This window comes from Niabella aquatica (genome assembly GCF_054779315.1).
Genome location: NZ_BAAGYM010000001.1, coordinates 290,235 through 316,953, shown reverse-complemented (window position 1 = coordinate 316,953; position 26,719 = coordinate 290,235). Strand labels below are relative to the sequence as shown.

The following is a 26,719-nucleotide window of genomic DNA, read 5'->3' as shown; positions in this document are numbered from 1 at the left end:
GTGTAATCTGCGAGCGATACAGGGTATTGGGATTGCCCTGATTTTTTGTTTAGCAGCCACAGAATGCACCGAAATTTTTATTTGAATATGATCTCACGATACGCTCTGTGCATTCCTGTGCTTCCTTATTTTTCCGCATCTCGTAAACGGTTTTTCCCGATTTCGACAACCATCTTTGGCCGTGTCGTCTATTTTTGTGTTAACAAAAGCAATCAGGGCTTCTCCCGCTTTTTCTCCTGTAAGGCAGGTAGTTTTTAGAGGGTTGTCCCGACAATAAAAAAGTATAGTTTTCCTTAAGCAGATAGTTTTCGAGAGTGCACCGTTTATTTCTATAAGGGGTGCTTTTTTTTGGTTGACAGGTAACAGAAGCCTTTAAATTTCTCAACTCTGTCACACCATTTCCCCGACTGTCATCTGACAATTAAGGTACATTAATATATTTGTGTATCTGCAGGCTGAGTTCCCATTTAGGGTTTCTCTTAATGTAATCTACGATAAGAGGTGTTATTTTATCTGCCCTGCCCCATTCTGGTTGCAGGTATAATTTACATGTTCCAGAAACCTGCGCTGCAAAGCGCTCTCCCCAGGCAAAATCTGATAGGTTATAAACGATTACTTTGAGCTCGTGTGCTACAGGTAAGATTTCCGGCAGCGGCGCTTTAAATTTTTTGGGAGAAAGGCATATCCAGTTCCAGTTACCGGAAAGAGGGGAAGATCCTGATGTTTCAATATTGGTTTCAATGCCCTCCTTTTGTAAGGCTATAGTAAGATCATCCAGGTTATGCATTAAGGGCTCACCACCTGTAATAACAGCTAGCGGAGCGCCCGATTGCTTTACAATTGAAACAATTTCTGCAATATTTAGAACAGGGTGCCCTTCCATCGGCCAGCTTTCCTTAACATCGCACCATACACAGCCCACATCGCAGCCTCCCAGCCGTATAAAGTAAGCCGCCCTTCCCTGGTGAAAGCCTTCACCCTGTATGGTATAAAAATGTTCCATTACAGGCAGCGACCTGCTTTCTAAAGGAAGCACATTGGATGCTATTAGAGATGGATGATTTATAATCTGGAATTTAACATTTTATATAAATACTTAATTCCCTGATGAATAGAGAGTGCCAGCATATCCGGTAACCAGTAACCTTTTAGTCCCGGTCTACACAGGATTTAAAGGTGTTTTTCATCAGAGCGGCGATAGTCATAGGTCCTACGCCCCCCGGAACAGGGGTAATAAAAGAGCATTTAGACGCTACGTTGTCAAAATCTACGTCGCCTACAAGCCTGTAACCCGATCTTTTGGTAGTATCTTCCACGCGGGTAATACCTACGTCAATTACTACAGCGCCCTCCTTTACCATTTCGGCCTTTAAAAACTCGGGCCTGCCAATAGCGGCTACAATAATATCGGCCTGCCTGCATATTTCATCCAGGTTTTTGGTTTTAGAGTGGCAAACGGTAACGGTACAATTGCCGGGGTTGGTATTGTTACTTAACAATATGCTTATGGGGCGACCAACAATATGGCTACGGCCCAGCACCACGGCATGTTTACCAGTTGTCTGAATATTATTATGCTCCAGCAAAAGCATGATGCCATAAGGGGTGGCAGGAATGAAAGATTCTTCACCCATAATCATTTTGCCCATATTTTCGGGATGGAAGCCATCTACATCTTTTGAAACAGCAATGCTTTCTATTACTTTCTCTTCTGAAATATGAGGGGGCAGCGGCAGTTGAACCAATATGCCATCCACTGATATATCTTCGTTCAGTTCCTGGATTTTATCAAGCAATTTCATCTCGCTTACTTCTTCCTCGTATTCTATTAAGGTAGATACAAACCCGATCTCATTACAGGTTTTAACTTTTGAGTTCACATAAGTTTGACTGGCTCCGTTATTCCCTACTAAAATAGCAGCTAAATGGGGCACTTTTTTTCCTGTTGCCGCACGTTGGGCTACATCAATTTTAATCGTATTTAAGATAGCTTTGGCTGTCTTTTTTCCATCCAGTAATTGCATGTTGCAAAGATGCATAAAGTTTGTCAAGGCTGCAGTAATAATTTCGTTGCGAAGGGATAAAATGTTAAATCCGAATAGTTGATCAGGGTCAATTTTTTATACAGTAATTTTTATATTTGATTGATATTCAATCAAATGAATTTTTTATATAAAATCACATATGATTTGATTTTAAAAAAATATTAAGAAGATATGAATGTTTTGTTAAAAAAAACTATAACTTTCCCTTTTGAATGAAGAAGATATAGTATGTTTTCATATTTAAATCTCTTTTTTTAATCCGATTTAATCATTATTTAACAAAAACGTTTTACATGAGAAAAACTCTATTGCTTTTAGCAATGTTTATGGGATTTTCGTTTCTGGCTTTTTCTCAAACCAGAACGGTTACAGGTACGGTATTGGATGAAACCGGTACTTCCGTGCCTTTTGCCACTGTTTCTATCAAAGGGACAAATACGGGTGTTTCGGCTGATGAGGAGGGTAAATTTAGTATCCACACCTCCATTGGAAGTACTTTGGTATTTTCAGCTACCGGCTTTAGCACTGTTGAAGTAGTGGTAAGAGGTAATACTGTTACCGCAGTTCTTACAAAAGGAGAAGGAGCTGTAATTGATGAAGTCATTGTTACTGCTTATGGGCGGTCAACAAAATCAACATTTACAGGTTCGGCTACTGCAATAAACGCAGATGCGATTGAAAGACGCCCCTTAACCAGTATCACAAAAGCTTTAGATGGGGCAGCGCCGGGTGTGGTTTCAACTTTGGGTTCTGGTCAGCCTGGCTCCAATGCAGGAATAAGGGTGAGAGGATTTGGCTCTATCAATGCTTCGGCTGATCCGTTGTATGTAGTTGACGGAGTTCCGTTCAAAGGTGATTTGAACTCTATTAACCCGAATGATGTAGAGAATATTACAGTATTAAAAGATGCCGCCGCCTCCACACTTTATGGTTCCCGCGCTGCAAACGGTGTGGTAATGATCACCACTAAATCGGGTAGAAATACATCGGGCAAAATAAACGTTAACTTTAAAGCAAATGTAGGTGTAGCTTCCCGCGCTGTTAAACGATATGATGTAATGAATGCGCAGGAGTATCTGGAAACAGTATTCCAGGCTTACAAGAACCAGGAAATTTTCGAAAAAGGAATTCCTGAGAGCCAGGCCGGTATTAACGCCATTAACCGGATGAAAGGTACGGTAGATCCGATTTTTGGTGTAAATGAGGAGTATAACCCATATAATATTCCGGTAGATCAGTTAATAGATCCGGTTACCGGAAAATTAAACCCTTCTGCACAATTAAAATGGAACGATAACTGGCTGGATGAAGTGATGGCAAAAAATCCGGTACGCCAGGAGTATCAGCTCGATCTTTCAGGAGGAAGCAACGTAATGAAAGGATTTGCTTCAATAAATGTATTAAGAGAGAACGGATTGCTGAAAACTACCTCATTTGACAGGTTTACCGGACGTGCAAATACTGAATTTACACCTAAAGACTGGTTTAAAACAAGCTTATCTGTTAACCTTTCTAAAGGCACATCAAATATGTTGAGTTCTACAGGTAGTTCAACGTCGAATGTGTGGTATTCTGCCGAGCAGATGGCCCCTATTTACCCTATCTATGAGCGTAATGCAGATGGCTCTTTTAAATTGGGCGCTAATGGTGAAAAACTGTTTGATTATGGTTTGAACAGGGCTGCCGGTGCTCAGCAAAACTTTAACTCGATAGCTGTTCTGTACGATGATAAATATTATGATCTCAGAAACAACGTAGGTACCCGGGCGTCTGTAGAGTTTAATACACGTGATCAAAAGTATGGTGCTTTTCAGGGTTTTGCTTTAACTTTTAATCTTGGAGCTGATTATATTGACAGAGCGTATACTTTTTACTATAATCCCTATTTTGGTAATGCAAAAGGTTCCGGCCGTTTAAACAAAGAATGGAACAAAACGTTCTCTTATACATTTAATCAATTGTTAACCTGGAACAGGGTTTTCGGTGAGCACGCAGTAGATGTTTTGATGGGACATGAGAGTTATGCTTACAAGTTTAATTTGTTGAGTGCACAAAAAACAGGATTTCCGTTTGGAGGCCTCTATGAACTAGCTCCGGGTTCATCAATTTCCGATGCTAATTCTTACGAAAATAACGATAACCTCGAATCTTATTTATCAAGAGTAGAATACAATTTCAATAAAAAATACTATTTGTCTGGTAGTTTCCGTACAGATGGTTCTTCCAGGTTCTTCAAAGATAACAGGTGGGGCCAGTTTTGGTCTATAGGTGGTGCCTGGAAAATATCTGAGGAAGAATTTCTTCAGGGCCTTACCTGGCTGAACAGTTTTACCATCAAATCCAGTTATGGCGGGCAGGGTAATAATGATCTGCAGTATGATAACGCTTCTGCTTATTACGCATGGCAGGCGTTTTATGACCTTACATGGAATAATGCCAATAATAACGGTGGCGCGGTAACTTCTGTAGAAAACAAAAAAGTAAGCTGGGAAAAAAACCAGAGTCTTAATATAGGATTTGATGGACGGCTCTTAAAAAACAGGCTGACAGTAAGCTTCGACTGGTATACGCGTAAAACCACCGATATGTTATTAAACAGGCCATTGGCATTGTCTTTGGGCTTCGATGGGTTTAATGATAACATTGGCGACATGAAGAACTCTGGTATTGATTTATCAGTTGGTTATGATGTAATAAGAAATGGAGATGTAACGTGGAATATAACTGCGATGGCATCCAAAGTGCAAAACAAGGTGCTTAAACTAACCGGTAAATCTGATAAAGAGGAGATTATCAGCAGCACGACGATCATCCGGGTCGGAGAATCTATTAACTCCTTCTATATGGCAAGAAGCGCAGGGGTTGATCCTGCTACCGGCGACCAGTTATACTGGGTTTATGACAAGAAGGAAGATGAATTTGACCGCAGCAAGCATTATATTTCAAGCGATAAGAGTAAAGCGGCTGCCAGCAGGGTGATTTTGGGTAATCGTATTCCTAAACTGTATGGTTCTTTGGGAACTACGTTGAACTTTAAAAAATTTGATTTCTCTTTGCTTACAGCCTACTCCATAGGAGGAAAAATATATGATGTAGTGGGGTACAGTTATTTAAATCCCTTATATATTGGAAATAATCTCTCAAGGGAAGTGCTCAGGGCGTGGAAGCAACCCGGAGATATAACAGACGTTCCAAGAATGCAAAAAGAAGTAACACTCACTATCAACGACAGGGCTTTGGTTGATGCTTCTTACTTTGCCATCAAAAGCGTGTCTGCAGGATATACATTTGATATTAATCGTATAGGACTTAACTCTGTAAGATACTTTATACAGGGAGATAATTTATACATGTTTGCAGCCCGCCAGGGAATGAACCCCCAGTTTAATTTTACCGGGACAACTGATTATGTTTTTACTCCTAACAGGATAATTTCTATGGGAATCAATGTTAATTTTTAATCCAATAACAATGAAAAAGTACATATATATATCAACGCTTTTTATAGGACTGAGCTTTGTTTCCTGTAAAAAGGATTTTTTAGAAACCAGCCCAACTGACAGAGTCGCAGCGCCAACATTGTTTGAAACCACACAGGGAGCCCAGGTTGCAATGGATGGTATTTACCGCATGTTATATTCTTCGGGCTGGACTACCGCTAATACTGGTCAGAATTTTGGTATTATGTCAACCAAGCTCTACACTTCATTGATGGGTGAAGATATGGTGCAGGATGCCCAGGGTAATGGCTGGTTCTATTTTGATTACCGCTTCGATGTAAGGAGCCGTTATACCTTAACTTCGTGGAGACCTTATGCCACCTGGAACTTTTATTATACTTTAGTAAGCAACGCGAACTACATTCTTGCTGAGGAGTTGCGTTTACCGGGAGATAAGTCTGTCGTAAATAACATTATGGCGCAGGCTTATGCCATGCGGGCTTATGCTTATTTCCAGCTTATCCAATCTTACCAGCAAACCTATATAGGTCATCAAACCTCGCCGGGAGTACCTCTTTATACCGAGCCTACCACATCTGCATCTGAAGGTAAACCCAGAGGAACCGTAGAGGAGGTTTATACACAAATAAATGCAGATATCAATAAAGCTATAGAACTATTTGCTGCAAAAGGGGCACAATCTCATAAATCACATATAGATTATTATGTGGCACAGGCTATAAAAGCTAATGTGGCATTGGTGCAGAATAAATGGACCGAAGCAGCAGCAGCAGCTACTGAAGCATTATCAAAGTCAGGACTGGCTATGATAAGCGGAGACGATTTATACACAGGATTCAATAGTGTTAAAGCAAAAAATGTAATGTGGGGAGCAGAGATTATTGCAGATCAATCCACTATATATTCTTCCTTTTTCTCTCATATGGATGCATCGGCAGATCGTTATGCAAAGTCTTCCCGTAAATGTATCTATAAATGGCTGTATGATCAGATTCCTACTGCCGACGCACGTAAAAAATGGTGGAATGGCGCTACAGACGGAGGTACCAATGTCACCAAACCCTATAACCAGGTTAAATTCAGGTATGCAGATGTTGCGGCAGATTTAGGCGACTATATCTTTATGCGTGCCGAAGAAATGCAGCTGGTTAAAGCAGAAGCGCTTTGCCATGCTGAAAAATATGCAGAGGCTAAGGAGGCTTTAGCCGCATTGTGGAAGCTTAGAAATCCAACAGGATACCAGGCTGCTTTAGATCAGGCTACTTTGTCAAAAGAGCTGACTATGGGCTCTACAGGTACTCCGATAACATTGATGGATTATATTATATTACAGCGCCGCATTGAGCTTTGGGGCGAGGCAGAACGTATTTTCGATATTCTGCGTTTGAAAACCGGGTTTAACAGGAATGCTGCAGGCTCTAATCACAGTTCAAAGCCAACCTGGAATACACTGGATCCTGCCAACAAGGAGTTTATTTTAACAATTCCGCAAAAGGAATTTGATGGGAATCCTAATATGAACGCTACAACAGATCAAAATCCACTTTAAAATAATAAAACCCATATGAAACATCTTTTAGTTTAGCTAAAACAGGTAGATTAGAAGACGTTTCATTGGGAAAATTAATAAAATTAAAAAATAAACGGATGAAAAGAGTTTATACAAACATACTTGGAGCGTTAGCGGTTTTATTGTTTTTTTCTTCCTGCGAAAAAACCGATGGTGCGCTTTATAGCGGAGCGCCCAATAAAATCAGCTTCTTTTCTACTACTACCAGCTTAAACATGACTGGCGGAGAGCTGAAGGTGCCTGTAGGACGCACTTCCACATCAGGAGAATTGTCGGTGCCTGTTACTGTTACGGCATCCGGCGCCGGCTATACCAATGTATTTACAATGGCCGGGCCGATAGCTTTTGCCAGTGGTGAGGCCAAATCATATGCAATAGTTAAATACGGTGATTTCTCAGTTATTGATCCCAGCGCTTTATCGGTAACTGAAGGTAATAACAACGATGTAAATGTGGGTTTGGCTTTTCCTTTCTCTTTAAATATTGCCGATGATAATATTTCACCTGCTAATAAGAAGAAAATTGATGTATTAGCTTCGAATAAATTAGAGTTTGGTGCTCCGGTTACTACTACTATGGATTCTTATTGGGCAGAAAAAGTAATAGACATACAAATAGCAAAGGCCAATGGAGCGAATGTTTTTAAAGTGATCTCTCCGTTCGGATTTCGAAGCTTTGCATTTATGATTAAATCTGATGGCAAAACTGTCGTGTGCCCGAATCAAGTAATAGATGATGGCGGTGCATTGGGACTAGTTACTATGGCAAATGTTACTGGTACTATAAGTAATGGAAAAGTGACTTTGAAGCCGGCGTCTTACCTCTTACCTGATGGACGAGGATGGGCTGGTGGTAACGAGATAATTACTATGCCTGCAGGATTTTTAGATTAGTGTTTTCTGTTAGTAACAGACTTAATTACAAGTGCCGTCTCCTATTGGTGAGGCGGCATTTATATTCTATTATATCTTGGCCTAACAAAGATGCAAATTTTTGCTATTGTGGAAGTTATAACTAACGCTAAAATACTTCAGGCGGTATTCGGCTATCTTGGCTAAATAATCAGACGTAGCGCCACATTTCTTTTCATTACCTTCGCTCTAAACAAAAAGAATTTCATGCAGGATCAGCAACCCAACCAGCTCAATATAGAAATATCGGAAGAAGTGGCAGAAGGCACTTATGCCAATCTCGCTATCATTACGCATTCTCATGCAGAATTCGTATTCGATTTTGTGAACATTATGCCGGGTACGCCCAAAAGTAAAGTAAAAGCCCGCATTATATTTACTCCTCAGCATGCCAAGCGTTTTATGAAGGCGATGATAGATAATATCGAAAAATTTGAAGCTATGCAGGGGCCGATAAAAGATCTGGACGAAGTGCAGATCCCGGTGAACTTTGGCGGACCCACAGCGCAGGCATAGGAGTTAGCTGCTGAGGGTAAGCAGCATTAATGTACGATATACGATATGAAAGCCAAAGGCTAAAAGCAGAAAGCTGGAAGCAAAAAGATAAAAGCCTTCTGCCTTAAGCCATAAACCATATAGTGCAGAAATTCTATACTCAATTAAATGTAGAATGTTAAGTGGATCCGGCAACCAGTATCCAGTATCCGGCAACCAGTAACCAGTAACCAGTATCCAGTAACCAGTAACCTGAATGCAGTATCTACTTCCGTTTTCTCGCTTCCGCTTCACTGCTGTACACAGGCAGCGGAGGATCGGGTTTTTGTTTTATCCAGATGGTTATTTGCTGGGTAGTTTGCTTATCTGATTTTAAAGTAGCGGTAACACATACTTTTTTAACTGTAGGATTATCAGGTAATACCAGATCATTGCCCTGGAATTTCCCGTAGTCCGTTTTGAAGTCAAGTTCTTTAGCGGTAAGTGGCCGCCAACTGCCATCGCTCATTTTCCCGTCTACATTAATATAATTATGTGTACCTTTTTTAAGGCTATCGGTGTATAAGTGGAAGTGGATGCTCTCTACCCGTTGGGCATTGGCAGTAAATACCCAAAATGAAAGGATTAGTGTAAGAAAGTAGTTCATGCTCTTAAATTTCCAAACAATTGACGATAGATTGAAACAAAAGGTTTGCTGTTATCCGTAAACGGAGGTCCCCCAGTTTAAACAAAAAGCTGCCTTTTGTAAAGCTGTATCGAATTTTCAAAGCCCAGGTACAGGGCGTCGCAGATAATTGCATGACCAATACTCACTTCATCCAGCCATGGAATACAGCTGGCGAAAAACCCCAGGTTTTTTAGGTCAAGATCATGACCGGCATTAAGTCCGAGCCCCAGTTCCTGGGCTCTTTTGGCGGCTTTTATATAAGGTTCAATCGCTTTGTTCCGGTCTTTATGATAATGACCGGCATAACCTTCGGTGTACAGCTCTATCCTGTCTGTACCTGTAGCGGCTGCTCCTTCCACCATTCTTTCATCCGGATCTACAAAGATCGACACCCTTATGCCTGCCGCTTTAAAAACCCCAATAATATGGGTAAGATAATCTCTATGTGCGACCGTATCCCAGCCATGATCGCTGGTGAGCTGTCCCAGGGCATCGGGTACTAATGTAACCTGATGGGGTTTAACCTCCAGCACCAGGTCAACGAATTTTTGTTCGGAACAGTTCCCTTCAATATTAAATTCTGTGGTAAGCAAAGGCTTTAGCTCCCGTACATCGGTATATCGTATATGTCTTTCATCCGGCCTGGGGTGCACGGTAATACCATCTGCACCAAATTTTTCTGCATCCAGTGCCATTTTTATAAGGTTAGGATTATTGCCTCCGCGGGAATTTCTCAGCGTAGCTATTTTATTTATATTTACTGAAAGTTTCGTCATGATAAAAATGTTTTCGTTCCTGGCTGTTACAGGTTTCATGATATGGTCCTCTTTCGCGCAAACAGCACCCCCGTCCGCCGGTAAAGTTTTGGCGAAAGCATTCAGCAAAGCTAAAGCAGAAAATAAGAATGTGTTTATAATTTTTCATGCATCCTGGTGTGGATGGTGTAAAAAAATGGATGCCGCGATAAATGATGCTGCCTGTAAATTTTTTTTTGATGATAATTATGTAATGGAGCATCTAACCATTCTTGAATCGGAGGAAAAAAAAGAACTTGAGAATCCCGGTGCAGCGGAACTGTTCAAAAAGCACGCACCTGAGCACTCGGGTATACCCTTTTGGTTAGTGTACGATGCAAAGGGCAAAGTAATAGGAGATGCGGTAATGCCGGACGGCAATAATTCAGGTTGCCCGGCTGCGGTGCAGGAAGTAGCACATTTTATAGATGTGCTGAAAAAATCATCAAAAATGGATCATAAAACCGAAAAAGCTATTTTTGATCGTTTCAGGAAAAATGAGTCTGCCAGGTAGGGATTAATAGGGTTCTAAAAACAACTGGTTACGAAAGCCATCGCCTGAATTAGTGATGGGGCTTTTTTTGTAGCTGCATTGATTTGAATTAATTTTATACAAAAGTGTCTAAACTTCAAAAAATGAACATACAATAAATGCCTGGCTGAGGCGCAAATAAAAGGACCTGTTATAAACAGCCTGACGAATCCGATTTTTGGAAAAATATATTGCTTCGGCAAGTTCAGGACAACATTTTTCTCTCATAACAAGCTCCAATAATGCAACTTCAAACAAGTTATCTTTTGGATAATGCCGGAAGAGCGGCTGAAAAAAGCGTTATAAATATATTGAGAGAAACACCAGGATCCGCTGGAAAATCAATTTCCGGCGGATTTTTTTATGCCGAAAGACTATTAGCCTGTTCTGACAGGTCTTTTGTATTATTTATGGTTCCCTCTTTCCTGTAAAAACGTTTCTGAAAAACCAGGAGTGTAATAACACCGGTAGATATAGCCATATCAGCAATGTTGAATATGGGGCTAAAAAATTCAAAAGGCTCGCCGCCAACCCAGGGAATCCAATGAGGGTATGTAGTTTTAACCATAGGGAAATAAAGCATATCCACTACGCTTCCGTGTAAAAATGAGGAGTATCCTTTTCCCTCTAAGGTAGCAATACCGCCATAGCTGACATAATCGCCAACGGCGGTGTCAAAATGCAGCCCTTTGTCAAATATCATTCCGTAGAACATACTGTCAATAAGATTTCCCAGCGCGCCGGCATAAATAAGCGCCACACAAACCATAAAGCCACGGGAATATTTTTCCCTGGCAAATTTTGCAAGGAGCCAGCTCCCGAAAACCACAGCTAAAAGGCGAAACAGGGTTAAGGCCACCTTTCCGGCCTCATTACCAAATTTCCAACCCCAGGCCATGCCACTGTTTTCAATAAAATGAATGCGCGCCCAGTCCATTCCCAGAATGCGCGTAACTTCTCCTATGGGAAAATGGGTTTTGATGTAGATCTTCGATGCCTGATCTACGATCAAAATCAATACAATAATTAATACCGATGTACTTAATTTTCCAGCCTTCATAAGGGTGCAAAGATGCTTTTAATTTTCAATTTTTTGGACTTAAATTTTTTTTCGTTTATAAGGAATGATGGATGTGCTGCATATGAAGTGGTGTAAAGTAATAAAGACGGGATATAACCTGCTGCCGTAACCTAAAAGCTATTCGCTCCAGTACACGCGCTTTACCCGCTGGGAAATACCTGTCATGATCTCGTAAGGGATCGTGTCTATAGCTTCTGCCAGCTCCTGCAAGGGCAAACCAGGACCAAAAACGATGACCTCATCCCCTTCTTTTACTCCTTTAATAGATGTTACATCAATCATTACCATATCCATGCATACTGTGCCGATCACGTATGCTTTTTTGTTTTTTACCAGCATATATCCTACTCCGTTGCCTAGCCGCCTCGAATATCCATCGGCATAACCGATACGAACAGTGGCTATAACAGTATTTTGCTGTACAACGCCTCTGCGGTTGTAACTTACGGTTTCTCCTTTGCTGAGTTGTTTTACCTGGGCGATGGTAGACTTCAGCGTAAGTGCCGGCTGGAGCTTTTTACTGATGTTTTTACCTGCAATGCCATAAAGACCAATTCCCAGGCGTACCATATCCATTTGTAGCAGTGGAAAACGGGCTATCGCCGATGAGTTGGCAATATGTTTTAAAAAAGAGTATGTAACAGCAGCTTCCAGCTCTTTAGTGGCCTGGAGCAGCACTTCGCATTGCTTGAGCGTAAATGCATCTTCTACTTCGTCTTCGCTTGCAGCAAGATGAGAAAAAACAGATTGTATACGAATGAGGCTGTTGTCCTTTAGCAGCTTCCCGAGTTTTTGGATATCGGCAATATGGAAGCCCAGGCGGTTCATACCTGTTTCCACTTCAATGTGCACGGGGTAATTTTTTAATCCCGACTGATGTATATGATTCTGAAAATCATATAATTGCCTAAAAGAAAAAACAACCGGTTCCAGGTAATTGTCAGTGATAGCGTCAAAAGCATTTTCTTCAGGATTTAAAACCATAACAGGTATGGTAATGCCGGCTTTGCGAAGCTCTACACCTTCATCTGCATAGGCAACGCCCAGGTAATCGGCTTTATGATATTGTAATAACCCGGCAATTTCGCTGCCGCCGCTACCATAAGCAAAAGCTTTTACCATCACCATCATTTTGGTTGCCGGGTTCAGCATTTGCTGAAAAGCCTTATAATTATGGGCAATAGCATTGAGATTGATTTCGAGGATGGTCTGGTGGGCTTTCTGTTCCAGCTGTGCCACAATTTCTTCAAACTCGAACAAACGCGCGCCTTTGATCAATATGGCCTCGTCCCTGAATTCAGGTGTATGAAGATGGCGCAGGAAGTCCTTGGTAGTAAGAAATGGTGAAAAAAGGATCTGCTGCTTCTTTTCCCCAATAAGTTGGGGTACAAGGTTAAGCATCTGCTCTCCAATACCTATAAAACGGCTGATATTATGTTTTTGAAGCTGTTCAAGAATATTGCTGTACAGATGGGTCATACTTTCTCCGCTTTGCAAGAAGTCGGAAAGGATAACGGTTTTTTTCAGCCCTTTTGCCTGCTGCTTTAAAAAATCAAGTGCAATAGCCAGCGAGTCTGTATCTGCACTATAGCTGTCGTTGATAATGATACAGTTATTGACGCCTTTCTTAAATTCCAGCCGCATGTTCACCGGCTGTAGTGTTTTCATGCGCTCTTTTATAATAGCTGTGTCCAGATTCATATACACCAGTACCGCGCAGCAGGTAATAGCATTTTCTAATGAAGCATCGTCGGTAAACGGTATTTCTATTTCAAAGACCTGCCCGGTACAGCCAAGCTTTATTTTTGAAATACGGCCTTCTCTTTTCAGGCTAATGATGCGGAGCGGGTTGTGTTTTTGCTTTCCCCAGGAGAAGGAAGGCCGGTTGATGCCTGCAATTTCCATCCTTATCATTTCATTATCACCGTTAAAAATAATGACCGATGAATGGATGAACAATTGTAACTTTTCCCTGAGTTTCTCCTGCTCACTGAGAAAGCCCTCGCTATGCGCTGCTCCCATATGGGTGAGTACGCCAATGTCGGGCTGTATAATGGGTTCCAGCTTTTCCATTTCTCCCGGCTGGCTGATACCTGCTTCAAAAATGGCGAGGTTATTGGCCGGCCCTGTTTCCCATACGCTCAGGGGAACACCTATTTGAGAATTATAGCTTTTGGGGCTTCTTACAATATTATACTGAGGCCTTAACAGTTGGTAGAGCCATTCTTTTACCACAGTTTTACCGTTGCTGCCGGTAATGCCAATAACATTCAGGCTAAACCGGTTTCGATGCGCGGTGGCTATTTTTTGTAAAGCCTCCTGTACTTTTTCAACTTTGAAAAAAACAGCGCCGGGATATTGGGGTACGATGCTGTTTTTGGCTATTACAAAATATTTTACACCGGCTTTGTGCAATTCTGCAATGAACCGGTGTCCGTCTCTTCTGGGCCCGGGTAATGCAAAAAACAATGAGCTTTCGGGGTGCATAACTTTCCGGCTGTCGGTAAGTAACGTAGTGATGGTAACATCAGGAAGCTTTTGCTGACCTGTTTGTAAAATAGAAGCTATTTCTTGTAATGTAAACATCCCTGCAATAGAAAAAGGGTGAATTGTATAAATGAAGTGTCGGCTACAGATCAGCCGGGCTGTCTTCTGTTTCTTCCGGAATACCTTTTCTTTTTTGAAGGATGGAGTAAAGAATACTTCCGGTGATACATATTACAATAACCACCAGCGAAAGCACTACCTGCTGCGATTTGTCGATCCATTGTGAGATCCAGTGTTCTCCCAGCATTTTAACGCCTATAAATACAAGAACAATAGCGATACCCTGCTGAAGGTAATCGAATTTATTGACCGCACCTCTCAGTACAAAAAAGAGGGAGCGAAGCCCCAGTACGGCAAAAATGTTGGATGTATAAATTACCATTTTATTGGTGGATATACCCATTACAGCAGGAATAGAATCTACCGCGAAAACCAGGTCAATTACAGAAAGCATGGCTACTACTACAAATAATACGGTATAGCGCCTTTTCCCGTTCTCTTTAATAATATATCTTCCGCCTCCGTCATGAGGTACCAACGGCAGCACACGTTTCATCCACTTATATACGGCATGTGTTTTGGGGTCAAATTCTTCATCATCGCCCGCGGTAAACATTTTAATACCCGTATATACCAGGAAGGCTCCAAACACATATAAGACCCAATGAAAACGGGTTACCAGCTCTACACCAAGCGTAATAAAAATAACCCTGAATACGATGGCCATTAATACGCCAAACAGCAGAGCCCTGCCATAATAAATATCTTTTACTCTGAATGCGTTGAAAATCAATATGAATACAAAGATATTATCAATACTCAGGCTTTTTTCCATCAGGTAGGCGCTAAGGTATTCGATGGCAATGGTTTTATTTTCTTCATAAATAAGGAAAACGAAAAAACCCAGGCCCAGCATTACCCAAAATACAGATTGCCAAAGCGCTGTTTTAAGGGTGATAGCAGTGTTTTTCTTGCTAAACAGCCCCATGTCGAATACAAGGGCAATAACAATTACAATACCAAATACGAGGTAAGAGATTTGATCGGGTGTCATTAAATATGTATAGTTGAATAAGTATGGATGCTAAACAGCAAAGCTTTCCCCGCACGCGCAGGTGCGGGAAGCATTAGGGTTATTAAAGAAAAATCCTTTTCCGTTCAGCCCTTCAGAAAAATCAAGGGTCGTGCCTAAAAGGTAAAGCAGGCTTTTCATATCTGTAACTATTTTAATGCCATTATCTTCAAATACCTGGTCTTTAGGCCTTTCCTCACTGTCAAAATCGAGTTTATAGCTCAAACCTGAGCAGCCACCGCTAACCACACTTACGCGTAAAAAGCTGTTTTTACCCTGGCTTTGATTTTCAGCCAGGATCTGCTCTATCCGGGCTTTTGCCGGGTCACTTATTTGTATGCTGTCTGCAGAAAATGTATGATTCATTATTACTTTTTTGAAGGGAGCGCCATTTTATGGGTTATTCGTACAATTGCCACTTTCTTCTTTACCGTTCTGATTACAGAAATGTAGAACAGCAAAGTTATTATATTGTTGAAAGAGTTGGAAAATCAGGGGCGGGTATTATTAAAAATCAGCCATTTTTCTTTTGTACCCTGTAAACAACCACGAATTCCTTATTTTTACCCTGATTCCTATTGTTTATTGAACCTTATTGCAATAACTATGAAATTGCTACAGTCCATATTTATTATTGCTATTTTGTTTGGTTCCTGCGGATTGAGCGAGCGGGAAAAGTCGATAAAAGAGAAAGAAGCGACGCTGAATGAAAAACAGCAGACCTTATTGTTGTTGGAGCAGCAGCTTACACAGAAAGAAAAGCAGCTGCAGGAACGCGAATATAAGCTGGATAGCACCAGAAGGGAAATTGATTCCGTGGTCATTCATGGCCCGTCTATCGTGGGCAAATGGCAGGTTAAAATGCAGTGTGTGGAAACTTCCTGTACCGGTTCCGCTATTGGTGATATTAAAACAGAGCAATGGGAGTTTGCAAGTTCCGGTAACGATATTGTAATGAAAGCGTATGTAGGCAAAAATCTTACACGAATATATAACGGCAATTATACGCAGAGAGGTTTGCAGCTGTCAGATAAAAGTGCTCCGGGGGCCACGAAAATTGAAGTTACTTTAAGGATGCTCAATGAGAAAAAAATGGACGGTATAAGGGAAATTGTACTTTCTGATTGTAAAACAACTTACTCAATCAATGCCGACCGGTTATAGGCCGGTTTACAATATTATATGGTAGCGTTATTGTCATCTTTAGATTTTACTTTACCGTTGACTAACCCGGTTATCATTTTTGCGCTGGTGCTTTTTATTATATTATTTGCACCTATCCTGTTCAGCAAATTAAAAGTACCGCATATTATAGGACTGATCGTTGCAGGCGTAATAGTAGGGCCGTACGGGCTGAATTTGCTGAAGCGAGATACCAGCATTGTTTTATTTGGTACAGTAGGGCTGCTGTATATTATGTTTTTAGCCGGCCTGGAAATAGACCTGGCAGAATTTAAAAAAAATAAAAAAAAGATAGTTGTATTTGGAGCCCTTACCTTTTTTCTGCCTTTAATCTGCGGAACATTGGCGTCGTATTATATTTTAGGATATAGCTTTTTATCTTCCCTGCTGTTGGCCAGTATGTTTTCTACTCATACGCTGGTAGCCTATCCTATAGCCAGTAAATATGGCGTTATACGTAACAGGGCGGTAGCGATGGCAGTTGGAGGCACCATGATCACAGATACGGTAGCGCTGCTTTTGCTGGCAGCCGTATCTGGAATGGCCAGGGAGCAGGTCTCTTCTGCATTCTGGATACAGCTGGGCTTTTCTGCTGTTATTTTTGTATGTATTGTGCTTTTTCTGTTCCCCGTTATTGTAAGATGGTTTTTCAAGCGGTTCGATGATAGCGTTTCGCAGTATATTTTTGTGCTCGGTATGGTATTCCTGGCTTCTTTTCTGGCTGAGGCAGCAGGTATAGAGGCCATTATAGGTGCATTCTTCTCTGGCCTTGTATTAAACCGTTTTGTACCGCACAGCTCCGCTTTAATGAACCGTATCAACTTTGTGGGCAATGCCTTGTTTATACCTTTCTTTTTGATTAGTGTGGGAATGCTGGTAGATGTAAAGGTATTGGTAAAAGGATGGGGGGCGGCAAGGGTTGCGGGCGTTATTATTGGGGTAGCGCTGGTAACAAAATATTTTGCTGCGTGGCTTACCCAAAAAATATTCAAATTGACCGCCACAGAAGGAAAAATGCTTTTTGGCCTCAGTGCCTCTCATGCTGCTGCAACACTGGCCATCATATTGGTAGGCTACAATCTTATTATTGGTGAAACACCAACCGGCGAGCCCATTAGATTCCTGGACGAAGATGTGCTGAATGGAACGATCCTGTTAATACTCGTAAGCTGTGGGGTAGGTTCTTTTGTAACAGAGCGTTCAGCTAAAAAGCTGGCTTTGCAGGAAGAGGAAAAGGATGCTGCTGCAGAGGTTGCAGTTAATGATGAAAAGATACTGATATCCCTGGCTTATCCAGAGATTACCACCGATCTTATAGACTTTGGTGTAATGCTGAAACCTAAAAAAAGCAATATACCATTGTATGGCTTACATATTATTGATGATGCGGCCGAAGCGCAGAATACGGCGGGAAAAGGGAAAAAGATACTAGATAAAGCATTATCGCATGCCGCTGCATCTGAAAATAAAATGAGCCCCTTAATAAGATATGATTCCAGCATAAGCAATGGTATTATTTACACTATAAAAGAACAGCAGATAACAGATATAGTGATTGGTTTGCATAAGGGTGCCGATGAGAAAGTTTTTTTTGGAGAGATTACACAAAATATTATCAGGCGGATCTATAAAACCATATATATATATAAGCCATCGCAGCCTTTCAATACGCTGAAACGGATGATGGTGGCTATTCCTCCCAAAGCAGAAACAGAGCCAGGCTTTATCCATTGGGTTCAAAAAGTCTCAAGCCTTGCCACAGAAGCAGGCATGCGGGTGAATTTCTGTGGTGCAGAAGAAACACTTGCCGAAATTAAAAATATGGCGCAAAAAAATAGCGTAACATTGCAGGCTTCTTTCACCATCTTTACTAACTGGGACGACTTCCTGATTTTTACCAGAGAACTGAATATGAATGACCTGTTCATTATTATTTCATCGCGCAAAGGTTATAACTCCTATCTGCCACAGTTCAGCAAGCTTCCTTACTATCTATCCAACTACTTTTCGAAGCACAGTTATATCATTCTATACCCCGAGCAGCTGGAAACAGGCATCAACATGGGAGATATTCAGCAGGCCGACGGTAAGCTTATAGAAACGATCAGCGAGCAATTTGGAGCTATTAATAAAGCTGGTAAATACTTAAAGAAAAGGCTATGGAAAAAGTAGGTCATCTGCCAGCCGATTTTCTAAATCCTTGACCGAATGATCGGGTACTTCTTTGTATACCTGCACCGGGCGGCTACTGAATAAACAGTCGATGGGAAAATGGGTTGCTGCTGCTACCTGTCAGCTTCTCGAATTGAGGTTATTGCTCTTCGCATAGCATTTTTAAGTTTCGAAGGCTTTCGGTAAAGTTGCTGCTTACTGTTTTTTCAACAACACCAAATATTTTCATAATACGGAGCGGGTAAGGCCTCTTGCCGTAAAATTTCAGGGTTACACGGGTAAGAGAATCTTTAGACTCCAGTTTAATATAGCCTTTGGCAGCTGTTTGATAAGGAATATAAAGGCTGAGGTTGATGTATACCTGTTGCTGGGGCCTGATACCTGCAATAGACAAGCAACCTTTATTGATAGCCGTTACTCTGCTTTCCCAGCAAAACCGTGCGCCAGGTTTGCCATCAATTCCGTTGATCTTTGTTTGCATATCTTCGTCCTTTGTAAACCACGGGCTCCAGATGTTCATATTACGGATCGTGCTCGTATAGTCCCATACTTTTGATACCGGAGCGTGGATTTCTACAGATTGTTCTACTGTTATGGTACCCTTCACAAATAGTGCTGCAACCAAGAGTGTTATTACAATCATCAATAATATAAAGCCCGTCTTTTTTACTATACGCATATCCCAGAAGATTAGTTTTTTCTCTTTATTTAAAAAGCTGCATATCCCGTTTTTATGCCGGGTTCATATATTTTAAACAGGAAATCTAAAAGGCAGCATGTGTAGTGGCAATACTCTGTCGTTTTAGTTTTTAAATCTCACTTGTTTGGCTAATTGAATATTTGTTCAGGTATTTTTTTTAATAGTGTGATTAAAGATACAAAAACCTTTTTCTTATTGAGCCTGTGTTATAATTATATTTGAAAAAAATATATGCGCCCCGCAATAATCTCCCGGTAACGGTAAAGATATAGATGACAGTTGATTTCGGATAATGGGGTTGTAAGCTGCCTGCAACAGGCAGATTTATATAATGTTCGAATGTATTTAAAAATCATTTATTATCTTTTAAGCAAAATATTTAAAATATATGAAAAGTCTGCTTACTGTAACGCTTTTTTGCTTTTATTCAATAGTAGCACACGGTCAAAAGTCATCGTGGCTGTTTAATGGGAAGAATTTAACTGGCTGGACGGTTCACGGCACAGAAAAATGGTATGTGGAGAAAGGAGAACTGGTTTGCGAGAGCGGACCTGATAAGCAATATGGTTATCTTTCAACAGATAAAAAATATAAAAATTTTGAGCTGAGCCTGAAGTTTAAACAGGAGGCCAATGGGAACAGCGGTGTGTTTTTCCGGTCTTCCATTGAAGGGGTGAAAATAAGCGGCTGGCAGGTAGAAGTAGCGCCGCTGGATAGCCACACAGGAGGTATTTATGAATCGTACGGGCGCGGCTGGCTTGTGAAGCCAAAAACTGAAGATGAAAAATGGCTGAAGCCCGGCAAATGGAACACTATGAAGATCAGGGTTGTGAACGACCAGGTGACTACCTGGCTCAATGGTCATGAAATGGTTAACCTGGCCGACCCTAAGATCGGCGCTGCTGACGGATTTATTGCCTTGCAGATTCATGATGGCGGCGGCATAAAAGTACGCTGGAAAGATATTATAATTACAGAGTTGTAATTGTTAATACGCCCCCTTTATATTATTTGTCAGATACTTTCATTGAACTTTTACTTTTTAAATTTTGGGCCTCCTCAACGGTTAAGTTTTTATCCCAAACAGCATTATCACCATACGTCGATTTAAGCATATCATATATTCATGCATTGGCAGCAAACAGTTGCAGAGAATCGCCTGACGACCCACCTGGATTCTGCATTCGTGTTATGAGTTTTGACCGGATGCTCTGGTCTTTTTTTCTTATAACTTTTATATCCGATTTTATTTTGTCTAAGTCATTGCATATATATCCTGCGCTGAAAGCGAAACAATATGCTGCATGCAAACCAATAATGTGGTGCTATATTTAAAATAAGCTGGCATCATAATGTTTTAAAAATGTATAAAAAGTAATTATGAAGTTCAATATATTATCCTGAAGCATGAATAAAACTGACCTTATCGGCAAATGAGATCTTTTATGGAGCAGCAGCTATCAAATCATACTATTGATACTTGCTAAATGCGCTGTACATTTGCGCCATGAGCAATAAGAAAGTAAGAGTACGTTTTGCGCCATCACCTACAGGTGGCCTGCATTTGGGAGGTGTAAGAACCGTTTTATATAATTACCTGTTTGCCAAAAAACATGGTGGCGATTTTATTTTAAGGATAGAAGATACTGACCAGACACGCTTTGTTCCAGGTGCAGAAGCATATATTTTTAACTGCCTGAAATGGTGTGGCCTTGAGCCGGACGAAAGTGTACAGCATGGAGGGGCTTTTGGACCTTACAGGCAAAGCGAACGTAAAGATATATACAGGACGTATGCCGATCAGCTGGTGGCAGAAGGCCATGCTTACTACGCTTTTGATACACCCGAAGAGCTGGAGCAAATGCGCCGGCAATACCATACAGAAGAAAATCCCTCTCCGCAATACGATCATAAAGTACGTATGCAGATGCGTAATTCGCTTACGCTGGATGGCAATACGGTGCATGAGCTCATGCGTAGCGGTACGCCCTATGTGGTACGTATAAAAATGCCTGAAAACGAAACGGTAAGTTTTAATGATATGATTCGTGGCGGAGTGAGCTTTCATACTTCGCTGGTGGATGATAAAGTATTGCTGAAAGCAGATGGTATGCCTACCTATCACCTTGCCGTAGTGGTAGATGATCATTTGATGGAAATATCTCATGCCTTTCGTGGAGAGGAATGGCTGCCGAGTGCGCCGGTGCATGTATTACTTTGGAAATATTTATTTGGTTTGGATAAGATGCCGCAATGGGCGCATTTCCCGCTGATACTGGGTCCTAACGGAAAGCTGAGCAAAAGGGATGGAGCTACATATGGCTTCCCGGTATTTGCTATGAGCTGGACAGATCCTAAGACCGGTGAGGTGACTGAAGGTTTTAAAGAGAAAGGATTTCTGCCCGAGGCATTCATCAACCTGCTGGCGGTGCTGGGTTGGAACGATGGCACAGAGCAGGAACTTTTTTCGCTGGAAGAAATGATAGCCCGGTTCTCCATGGACCGTGTGCATAGCGCAGGCGCTAAGTTCGATTATGAAAAAGCCAAATGGTTTAATCATGAGTGGATAAAGAAATCAGGCGTTCAGCAATTGTTGTCCTTAGTTAAACCTGTTTTAGAGAATAAAGAAATAACCGTTGCAGATGATACTATGCTTCAGAAAGCTATTGAGCTGACAAGAGACCGTTGTACCCTGCTTACAGATTTCTATGAGCAAACGGCATATTTCTTTTCAGTGCCCCAGGCTATGGATTTGGCTTCGATACAGCCTAAATGGAATGAAGCCAAGACATTATTTTTTACGGAGCTGATCCGTAATTATGAATTGGCGCCTGTTTGGGAAGCCCAGGAGCTGGAGCATAACTTTAAAGAAATAGCTGCGGTAAACCAGCTAAAGCCAGGCGAAGTCATGCTGCCCTTACGTATTATGCTGGTGGGAGGCAAGTTTGGACCGGGCGTTTTTGATATTGCACAACTCATTGGCAGAGACGAAACGATAAAGCGGATTGAAAATACGCTCAGGCTGCTGAGTGGCGGGAGCTAACTATTACTTTTATATTCAGAACCCTGGAAAAAGCTACCCGGATTTTATTGAATACTGTTTTTGCCTGTATATTATTGATCTAAAAAAGGTTCGTTATAGTTGGGGCAGTTCCGAACCGTAGCACATACCCGTCAGGATCTTCAACATGCATCTCCATTGTCGTCAATGGTTACCGTTCCAATAGCTTCCCATGAGGGTCTTTTTTTAAGAGGTTATGTACTCATAGCCATTACAAGATCCGGGGTTAGCGGCAGTCACACTTTTCAAAGTCATTTATATTTAATTCAATAGGAGTCTTATATCTTTCATTGTATAAGGCTGCTCTGAATGATTTTTTGGGTTTGAGTATGATTGTGCTGTTTTTAAAGGTTGCTGTATCTACTAATGAATAAATGTCATCATAGAACTTCAGTCTAAAATTCGTTGTGTAACAACTATTTGTTTTCTTATCCCGGTATTCAATGATCGCTTTGGTAAAGCTCTCTTTAGGTGCAATTTGATAATAGATGCTGATTCTATATGAACTTGCTTCTTTTGTTTTGTAGTGAATGGTTAGTTCCGTGTCAAATTCTGAAAGCTGCCCTGCCATTTCTTTTACAATCGGCAAATTGAATTCAGTACTGATTTTTTCTAGTATGTCGACCGTTGATGATTTTAAAAAGCTGTCTTTTTGTGCTTCTGTAAAGGCGTTGAATTTTGTTGGATGTACCCCGAAGTCAATGTATTTAATTGTTTTATCAATATTTCTGGCTGAAATCTGTATTTGATTTTCAGCCAAGATGGTTGTTAAGTTGATATAGATGTGATCATATTGGCCAAAAGAATATTGTAGCTCATTTAGCTTTCTTGCAATGCGTTGTCCAATATAGCTTGTGTCTTTTGTCGGTATAAAAAGTCTGCCTAATTCCTGAGGCATACTTTGTCCTTCAATGTTAGGTCTGTCGCTTTCATAATAACGAATGTCTTTTAGTATTCTATTGCCCATAATAATGTGTCAGGTTAGTTACTTTTTAATTTCAAATAAACGCTCTTTTTCCAAGTTTCACAAAAAGCAAATGAGCTATTGTTAAAGCCGATAGTCCCGCGGGTAAATCAGTTTTTTAGCAAATGAAGGCTATCGCTGGCTGGCGATCAGCAAATTTAAATCGGTATATTTTAAATCAAATCGCTGGCTGAGATAAAAGTTAGTAAGGTGTCCCTTAAACAGGTAAATGCCGTTCCGCAGGTGGATGCGGTGCCAGGCAAGACTTTCAAGGCCGCCTTCTTCGCCTGCATCAATCAGTAAAGGCATCAATACATTACTGATAGCCTGTGAAGCGGTGCGTGCAAAACCCGAAGGAATATTGGGTACGCAATAATGTATCACCCCGTATTTTATAAAAATAGGTGATTCGTGCGAGGTTACTTCCGATGTCTCGAAGCAGCCGCCGCGATCAATGCTGGCATCGATAATGATCGATCCCGGCCTCATACCGCTTACCATTTCTTCGGTAACTACCATAGGAGTGCGACCGCTCTGGTTAGCCAGGCAACCTACTGCCACTTCGCAGGTACGCAATTGCTTGGCCAGTAGTTTGGGTTCAATTACCGAGGTCCATAACCGCTGTCCTATAGTATTTTGGAGATTTTTTAACCGGCTTACGTTGTTATCAAATAGTTTTACCGATGCCCCCATTGCCAGGGCTGCACGTGCAGCATATTCACCCACAATACCCGCCCCTATAATAATCACCTTGGTGGGTGCAATACCCGAAATGCCGCCCAGCAATACTCCTTTACCATGATTGGCAGAGCTCAGGTATTGAGCTGCAATCAACATTACAGCGCTACCCGCAATTTCACTCATACTGCGTACAATAGGGTAGGAGTCGCTGTCGTCTTTCAGGTTTTCAAACGATATAGCGGTTATTTTTTTCTCCATCATTGTACACAGCACTTCCGGCCTTAAAACCGATAAATGTAAAGGAGAAATGATAGACTGGTTCATTTGCAGCAGTGGCAGGTCTTCCTCAATAACAGGGGCACTTTTTACAAGTACAGGAGCTTTGAATACTTCTTCGCGGCTATATACGATTTTAGCCCCGGCATCACTGTATTCTTTATCCCGGTAATGTGAGGCATCGCCGGCATTATGCTCCAGCATTACATGATGCCCATTGCTTACCAGCACACTTACTGCATCCGGCGTCAGGGCTACACGGTTTTCCTGGAAAGCAATTTCTTTAGGAATACCAATGGTCATGCCTTTTCCCCTCACTTTTATATCCAGTGTTTCCTCCAGCGTTTCATAGCTGAAGGACGTGCTGATTACAGGCTGTTTTTTACTCATACTTATAACAAGAAGTGTACTAAGTTATCTCGGTTTAGAATATTAGTTACGACTAAACAATATTTTATGTTTACGATGTGGTCTGTAGCACCGCTATCATTGGTTCCGCCAGTTTATACATTCAGATAAAAACGAATGATTGTAGGGGCAATTTTGTGTATGCTCCATCAGTCAACGTTTCCTGCTGACAGCTGTATCCTGTGATCCCCTGGCGATACATCCGGCAGTGTGTGCAAACCTACTCCCATTTTCCTGCTGGCAAATTTAATCATTTCCTTTCCACTTTAATGGACCGTTTGTTCTCGTTCTCGTGGTAGAGGTAAATATGTGCTGTCTCCGGTGGAAAAATGCCAGGCGCTCTTTCAGGCCATTCTACAAAACAATAGCTACCGCTGTAAATACAGTCTTCCACTCCTGCCCTGATGGCTTCTTCTTCGTTTTTTAAACGATAAAGATCTATATGGTAAACAGAATCATCCATATTATTTATAGTAAGGGGATACTCGTTTATAATAGAAAAAGTAGGACTGCTTGTTCCGCCTGTCACTCCTAAATATTCACAAAGAGCACTGATAAGCGTGGTTTTGCCGGCACCCATATGGCCGTGTAATGCAATCACTTTCTGGTCTTGCAGCTCATCCAGCACCCACTCCGCTGTTTCCCTGATATGGGATAATGTATATTTTTTAATGCTAGGCATACCTCATTAATCTAGGCACAAATATCTTTTTTTCTTTCCAAATACATGCCTTTGTGACGGTTGCAACAGAAAAATAGTAAGCTCATGCCGGTGGGCCGCCTGATATTTTGTAAAAATCATAAGTATATACGTTGTAGGGCAGCAGCAGCTTTGAAAACAGGCTGGCAGTAAAGCAACCTATCAGCACAGGAATGAATAAGTTATATCCGTTAGGCATCAGGTTGCAAGCCAGTATTAACGCCGTAAATGGTGCAAAAATAGCAGCTGATAGGGTAGCTGCTGCTCCTACCAGCGCGAAATTGAGCGGCACCAGGTGGGTATTCAGGTAAGTATTGCAGAAAAGTGCAATAAATATGCCCAAAAAAGCTCCTGCTACAATGCTGGGTGCAAATACGCCACCATCGCCACCTGCGCCCAGGGTTAATGATGCGGCTAAAGGTTTGAATACAATCAATGTTGCCAATACCAGCAGGGAGAACCGGCCTTCGCTGATAATCGTTTCAAGTATTGTATCGAGGCCATGGTAACTGTCGCCATATAAAGCGGGGAAAAATACGATCAGGGTACCTACTGCCAGCGCGCCTGTGTTAACCCTGATAAAATTATTATGTATCTGCCCAAAGAGATGTTTCATACGGGTAACCAGTAGCGTAAAATAAACCGAAAGCGCACCACTTAATAAGCCTAACAAAATGAAAAAGGGAATAGCATACCCGTTCCACCCTTCAACAGGAAAGTGAAGAAGCGGGGTATTGTCGAAAAGAAAAACAAATATGCCTGCAACAATCGCCGAGGCCGTACAGCTGATGATCAGTGATCGACGTACCTTTCGGGCAATCACTTCCATTGCGAAAAGCCAACCTGCCAGCGGACTGGCAAAAAGAACTGCTACTCCTGCCGTAACTCCTGCACAAATGAGCTCGCGCTTATACATTTTTGCTGAAAATTCTCTTTTATAGCTCATATTTCCCACTGTGGCTGAAGCAACAACTGTTGATACTTCAACACCTGTAGATCCACCGAAGATAACAGTGAAAAATCCGTTCAGATAGTGAGAGGGAATTTTAAAAAAAGGCAGGTGCTCTTTTCGCAGATCCAGCGTTTTATAGATCTCTGTGATGCCTTTGTTCTTCCTGTTCAAAAAAAGATATTTACGCAGGAAGTATATGGATGTAATACCGATTGTGGGTAGCAACACCAATAAAACTTTGCTGATACCGCTGGTTGCACTGAATACTTTATGCTGGAAATGCTCCGTAAGATGTTTTAAGGAGAATGCCAACAAGCAGCTTAGCGCACCGATTAAGGCGGATATGAGAATGAGTTTGTAGTAGTGATGGGTAATTATTTTTTTCCTTTCCACGCTATGTACTTTGAATATAGATCAGGCGTGCAATGTGCTAATAAATAACCGCCTG

22 protein-coding genes are annotated in these 26,719 nt (G+C 41.4%); 9 read left to right on the top strand and 13 right to left on the bottom strand.

Annotated elements, in window-relative coordinates:
- Positions 1–421 precede the first annotated feature (421 nt).
- Together ACYVBM_RS01220 and ACYVBM_RS01215 are read right to left on the bottom strand one after the other, a co-directional pair.
- Entirely contained in the window at positions 422–1,036 is a 615-nt protein-coding gene (locus ACYVBM_RS01220; protein WP_460683784.1) for a 7-carboxy-7-deazaguanine synthase QueE, read from the bottom strand.
- Between the two features lie 112 nt (positions 1,037–1,148).
- The gene (locus tag ACYVBM_RS01215; protein ID WP_460683783.1) at positions 1,149–2,024 is read right to left on the bottom strand and encodes a bifunctional 5,10-methylenetetrahydrofolate dehydrogenase/5,10-methenyltetrahydrofolate cyclohydrolase; all 876 of its coding nucleotides are present in this window, start codon (positions 2,022–2,024) and stop codon (positions 1,149–1,151) included.
- A 314-nt stretch (positions 2,025–2,338) separates the two neighbouring features.
- Between ACYVBM_RS01215 and ACYVBM_RS01210 the strand changes: the two genes are divergently transcribed.
- The 4 genes from ACYVBM_RS01210 (at position 2,339) to ACYVBM_RS01195 (ending at position 8,503) form a co-directional block, all read left to right on the top strand.
- Positions 2,339–5,506, top strand: coding sequence for a SusC/RagA family TonB-linked outer membrane protein (locus ACYVBM_RS01210; protein WP_460683782.1), 3,168 nt, complete (start codon positions 2,339–2,341; stop codon positions 5,504–5,506).
- A 10-nt stretch (positions 5,507–5,516) separates the two neighbouring features.
- On the top strand, positions 5,517–7,055 hold the full coding sequence (locus ACYVBM_RS01205) for a RagB/SusD family nutrient uptake outer membrane protein (protein ID WP_460683781.1): 1,539 nt from the start codon (positions 5,517–5,519) through the stop codon (positions 7,053–7,055).
- Between the two features lie 98 nt (positions 7,056–7,153).
- On the top strand, positions 7,154–7,969 hold the full coding sequence (locus ACYVBM_RS01200) for a hypothetical protein (protein WP_460683780.1): 816 nt from the start codon (positions 7,154–7,156) through the stop codon (positions 7,967–7,969).
- A 225-nt stretch (positions 7,970–8,194) separates the two neighbouring features.
- Complete coding sequence (locus tag ACYVBM_RS01195; RefSeq protein WP_460683779.1) at positions 8,195–8,503, top strand: DUF3467 domain-containing protein; 309 nt, start codon at positions 8,195–8,197, stop codon at positions 8,501–8,503.
- A 244-nt stretch (positions 8,504–8,747) separates the two neighbouring features.
- Here ACYVBM_RS01195 and ACYVBM_RS01190 read toward each other — a convergent pair whose 3' ends face one another.
- Both ACYVBM_RS01190 and ACYVBM_RS01185 read right to left on the bottom strand, forming a co-directional pair.
- Complete coding sequence (locus ACYVBM_RS01190; protein WP_460683778.1) at positions 8,748–9,128, bottom strand: hypothetical protein; 381 nt, start codon at positions 9,126–9,128, stop codon at positions 8,748–8,750.
- 77 nt (positions 9,129–9,205) lie between these two features.
- Complete coding sequence (locus tag ACYVBM_RS01185) at positions 9,206–9,925, bottom strand: pyridoxine 5'-phosphate synthase (RefSeq protein ID WP_460683777.1); 720 nt, start codon at positions 9,923–9,925, stop codon at positions 9,206–9,208.
- On the opposite strand from ACYVBM_RS01185, the gene ACYVBM_RS01180 reads away from it, so the two are divergent.
- Positions 9,924–10,457: a thioredoxin family protein gene (locus tag ACYVBM_RS01180; protein ID WP_460683776.1), complete on the top strand. Its 534-nt coding sequence runs from the start codon at positions 9,924–9,926 to the stop codon at positions 10,455–10,457. The two genes, ACYVBM_RS01185 and ACYVBM_RS01180, sit on opposite strands and share 2 nt — an antisense overlap.
- Before the next feature lie 379 nt (positions 10,458–10,836).
- On the opposite strand, the gene ACYVBM_RS01175 is transcribed toward ACYVBM_RS01180, so the two are convergent.
- The 4 genes from ACYVBM_RS01175 to ACYVBM_RS01160 all read right to left on the bottom strand — a co-directional run bounded on the left by ACYVBM_RS01175 (position 10,837) and on the right by ACYVBM_RS01160 (position 15,541).
- A complete protein-coding gene (locus ACYVBM_RS01175; protein WP_460683775.1) occupies positions 10,837–11,535 on the bottom strand; it encodes a lipoprotein signal peptidase in 699 nt (232 codons plus the stop codon).
- A 138-nt stretch (positions 11,536–11,673) separates the two neighbouring features.
- Entirely contained in the window at positions 11,674–14,142 is a 2,469-nt protein-coding gene (locus ACYVBM_RS01170) for a bifunctional UDP-N-acetylmuramoyl-tripeptide:D-alanyl-D-alanine ligase/alanine racemase (protein ID WP_460683774.1), read from the bottom strand.
- Between the two features lie 43 nt (positions 14,143–14,185).
- Positions 14,186–15,157 carry a TerC/Alx family metal homeostasis membrane protein gene (locus ACYVBM_RS01165; protein ID WP_460683773.1) on the bottom strand — a complete coding sequence of 324 codons (972 nt, stop codon included), beginning with the start codon at positions 15,155–15,157 and terminating at the stop codon, positions 14,186–14,188.
- A gap of 30 nt (positions 15,158–15,187) precedes the next feature.
- Positions 15,188–15,541: a HesB/IscA family protein gene (locus tag ACYVBM_RS01160; protein WP_460683772.1), complete on the bottom strand. Its 354-nt coding sequence runs from the start codon at positions 15,539–15,541 to the stop codon at positions 15,188–15,190.
- Positions 15,542–15,781: 240 nt separating this feature from the next.
- Here ACYVBM_RS01160 and ACYVBM_RS01155 point away from each other — a divergent pair, with 240 nt between their 5' ends.
- A complete protein-coding gene (locus ACYVBM_RS01155) occupies positions 15,782–16,339 on the top strand; it encodes a hypothetical protein (RefSeq protein ID WP_460683771.1) in 558 nt (185 codons plus the stop codon).
- 18 nt (positions 16,340–16,357) lie between these two features.
- The gene (locus ACYVBM_RS01150; RefSeq protein WP_460683770.1) at positions 16,358–18,529 is read left to right on the top strand and encodes a cation:proton antiporter domain-containing protein; all 2,172 of its coding nucleotides are present in this window, start codon (positions 16,358–16,360) and stop codon (positions 18,527–18,529) included.
- A 139-nt stretch (positions 18,530–18,668) separates the two neighbouring features.
- Here ACYVBM_RS01150 and ACYVBM_RS01145 read toward each other — a convergent pair whose 3' ends face one another.
- Positions 18,669–19,208, bottom strand: coding sequence for an SRPBCC family protein (locus ACYVBM_RS01145; RefSeq protein ID WP_460683769.1), 540 nt, complete (start codon positions 19,206–19,208; stop codon positions 18,669–18,671).
- A 409-nt stretch (positions 19,209–19,617) separates the two neighbouring features.
- Between ACYVBM_RS01145 and ACYVBM_RS01140 the strand changes: the two genes are divergently transcribed.
- Together ACYVBM_RS01140 and gltX are read left to right on the top strand one after the other, a co-directional pair.
- Positions 19,618–20,214: a 3-keto-disaccharide hydrolase gene (locus tag ACYVBM_RS01140; protein WP_460683768.1), complete on the top strand. Its 597-nt coding sequence runs from the start codon at positions 19,618–19,620 to the stop codon at positions 20,212–20,214.
- Positions 20,215–20,736: 522 nt separating this feature from the next.
- A complete protein-coding gene (gene gltX / locus ACYVBM_RS01135; protein WP_460683767.1) occupies positions 20,737–22,272 on the top strand; it encodes a glutamate--tRNA ligase in 1,536 nt (511 codons plus the stop codon).
- Positions 22,273–22,516: 244 nt separating this feature from the next.
- Here the strand turns inward: gltX and ACYVBM_RS01130 are convergent, their stop codons facing one another.
- The 4 genes from ACYVBM_RS01130 to ACYVBM_RS01115 form a co-directional block, all read right to left on the bottom strand.
- A complete protein-coding gene (locus ACYVBM_RS01130; RefSeq protein ID WP_460683766.1) occupies positions 22,517–23,257 on the bottom strand; it encodes a hypothetical protein in 741 nt (246 codons plus the stop codon).
- Between the two features lie 129 nt (positions 23,258–23,386).
- Positions 23,387–24,601 carry an alanine dehydrogenase gene (locus ACYVBM_RS01125; protein WP_460683765.1) on the bottom strand — a complete coding sequence of 405 codons (1,215 nt, stop codon included), beginning with the start codon at positions 24,599–24,601 and terminating at the stop codon, positions 23,387–23,389.
- 268 nt (positions 24,602–24,869) lie between these two features.
- Positions 24,870–25,301 (bottom strand): tRNA (adenosine(37)-N6)-threonylcarbamoyltransferase complex ATPase subunit type 1 TsaE, encoded by a 432-nt coding sequence (gene tsaE / locus ACYVBM_RS01120; protein ID WP_460683764.1) that lies wholly within the window; start codon positions 25,299–25,301, stop codon positions 24,870–24,872.
- A gap of 82 nt (positions 25,302–25,383) precedes the next feature.
- Positions 25,384–26,664, bottom strand: coding sequence for a chloride channel protein (locus ACYVBM_RS01115; RefSeq protein WP_460683763.1), 1,281 nt, complete (start codon positions 26,662–26,664; stop codon positions 25,384–25,386).
- Between the last annotated feature and the right edge of the window lie 55 nt (positions 26,665–26,719).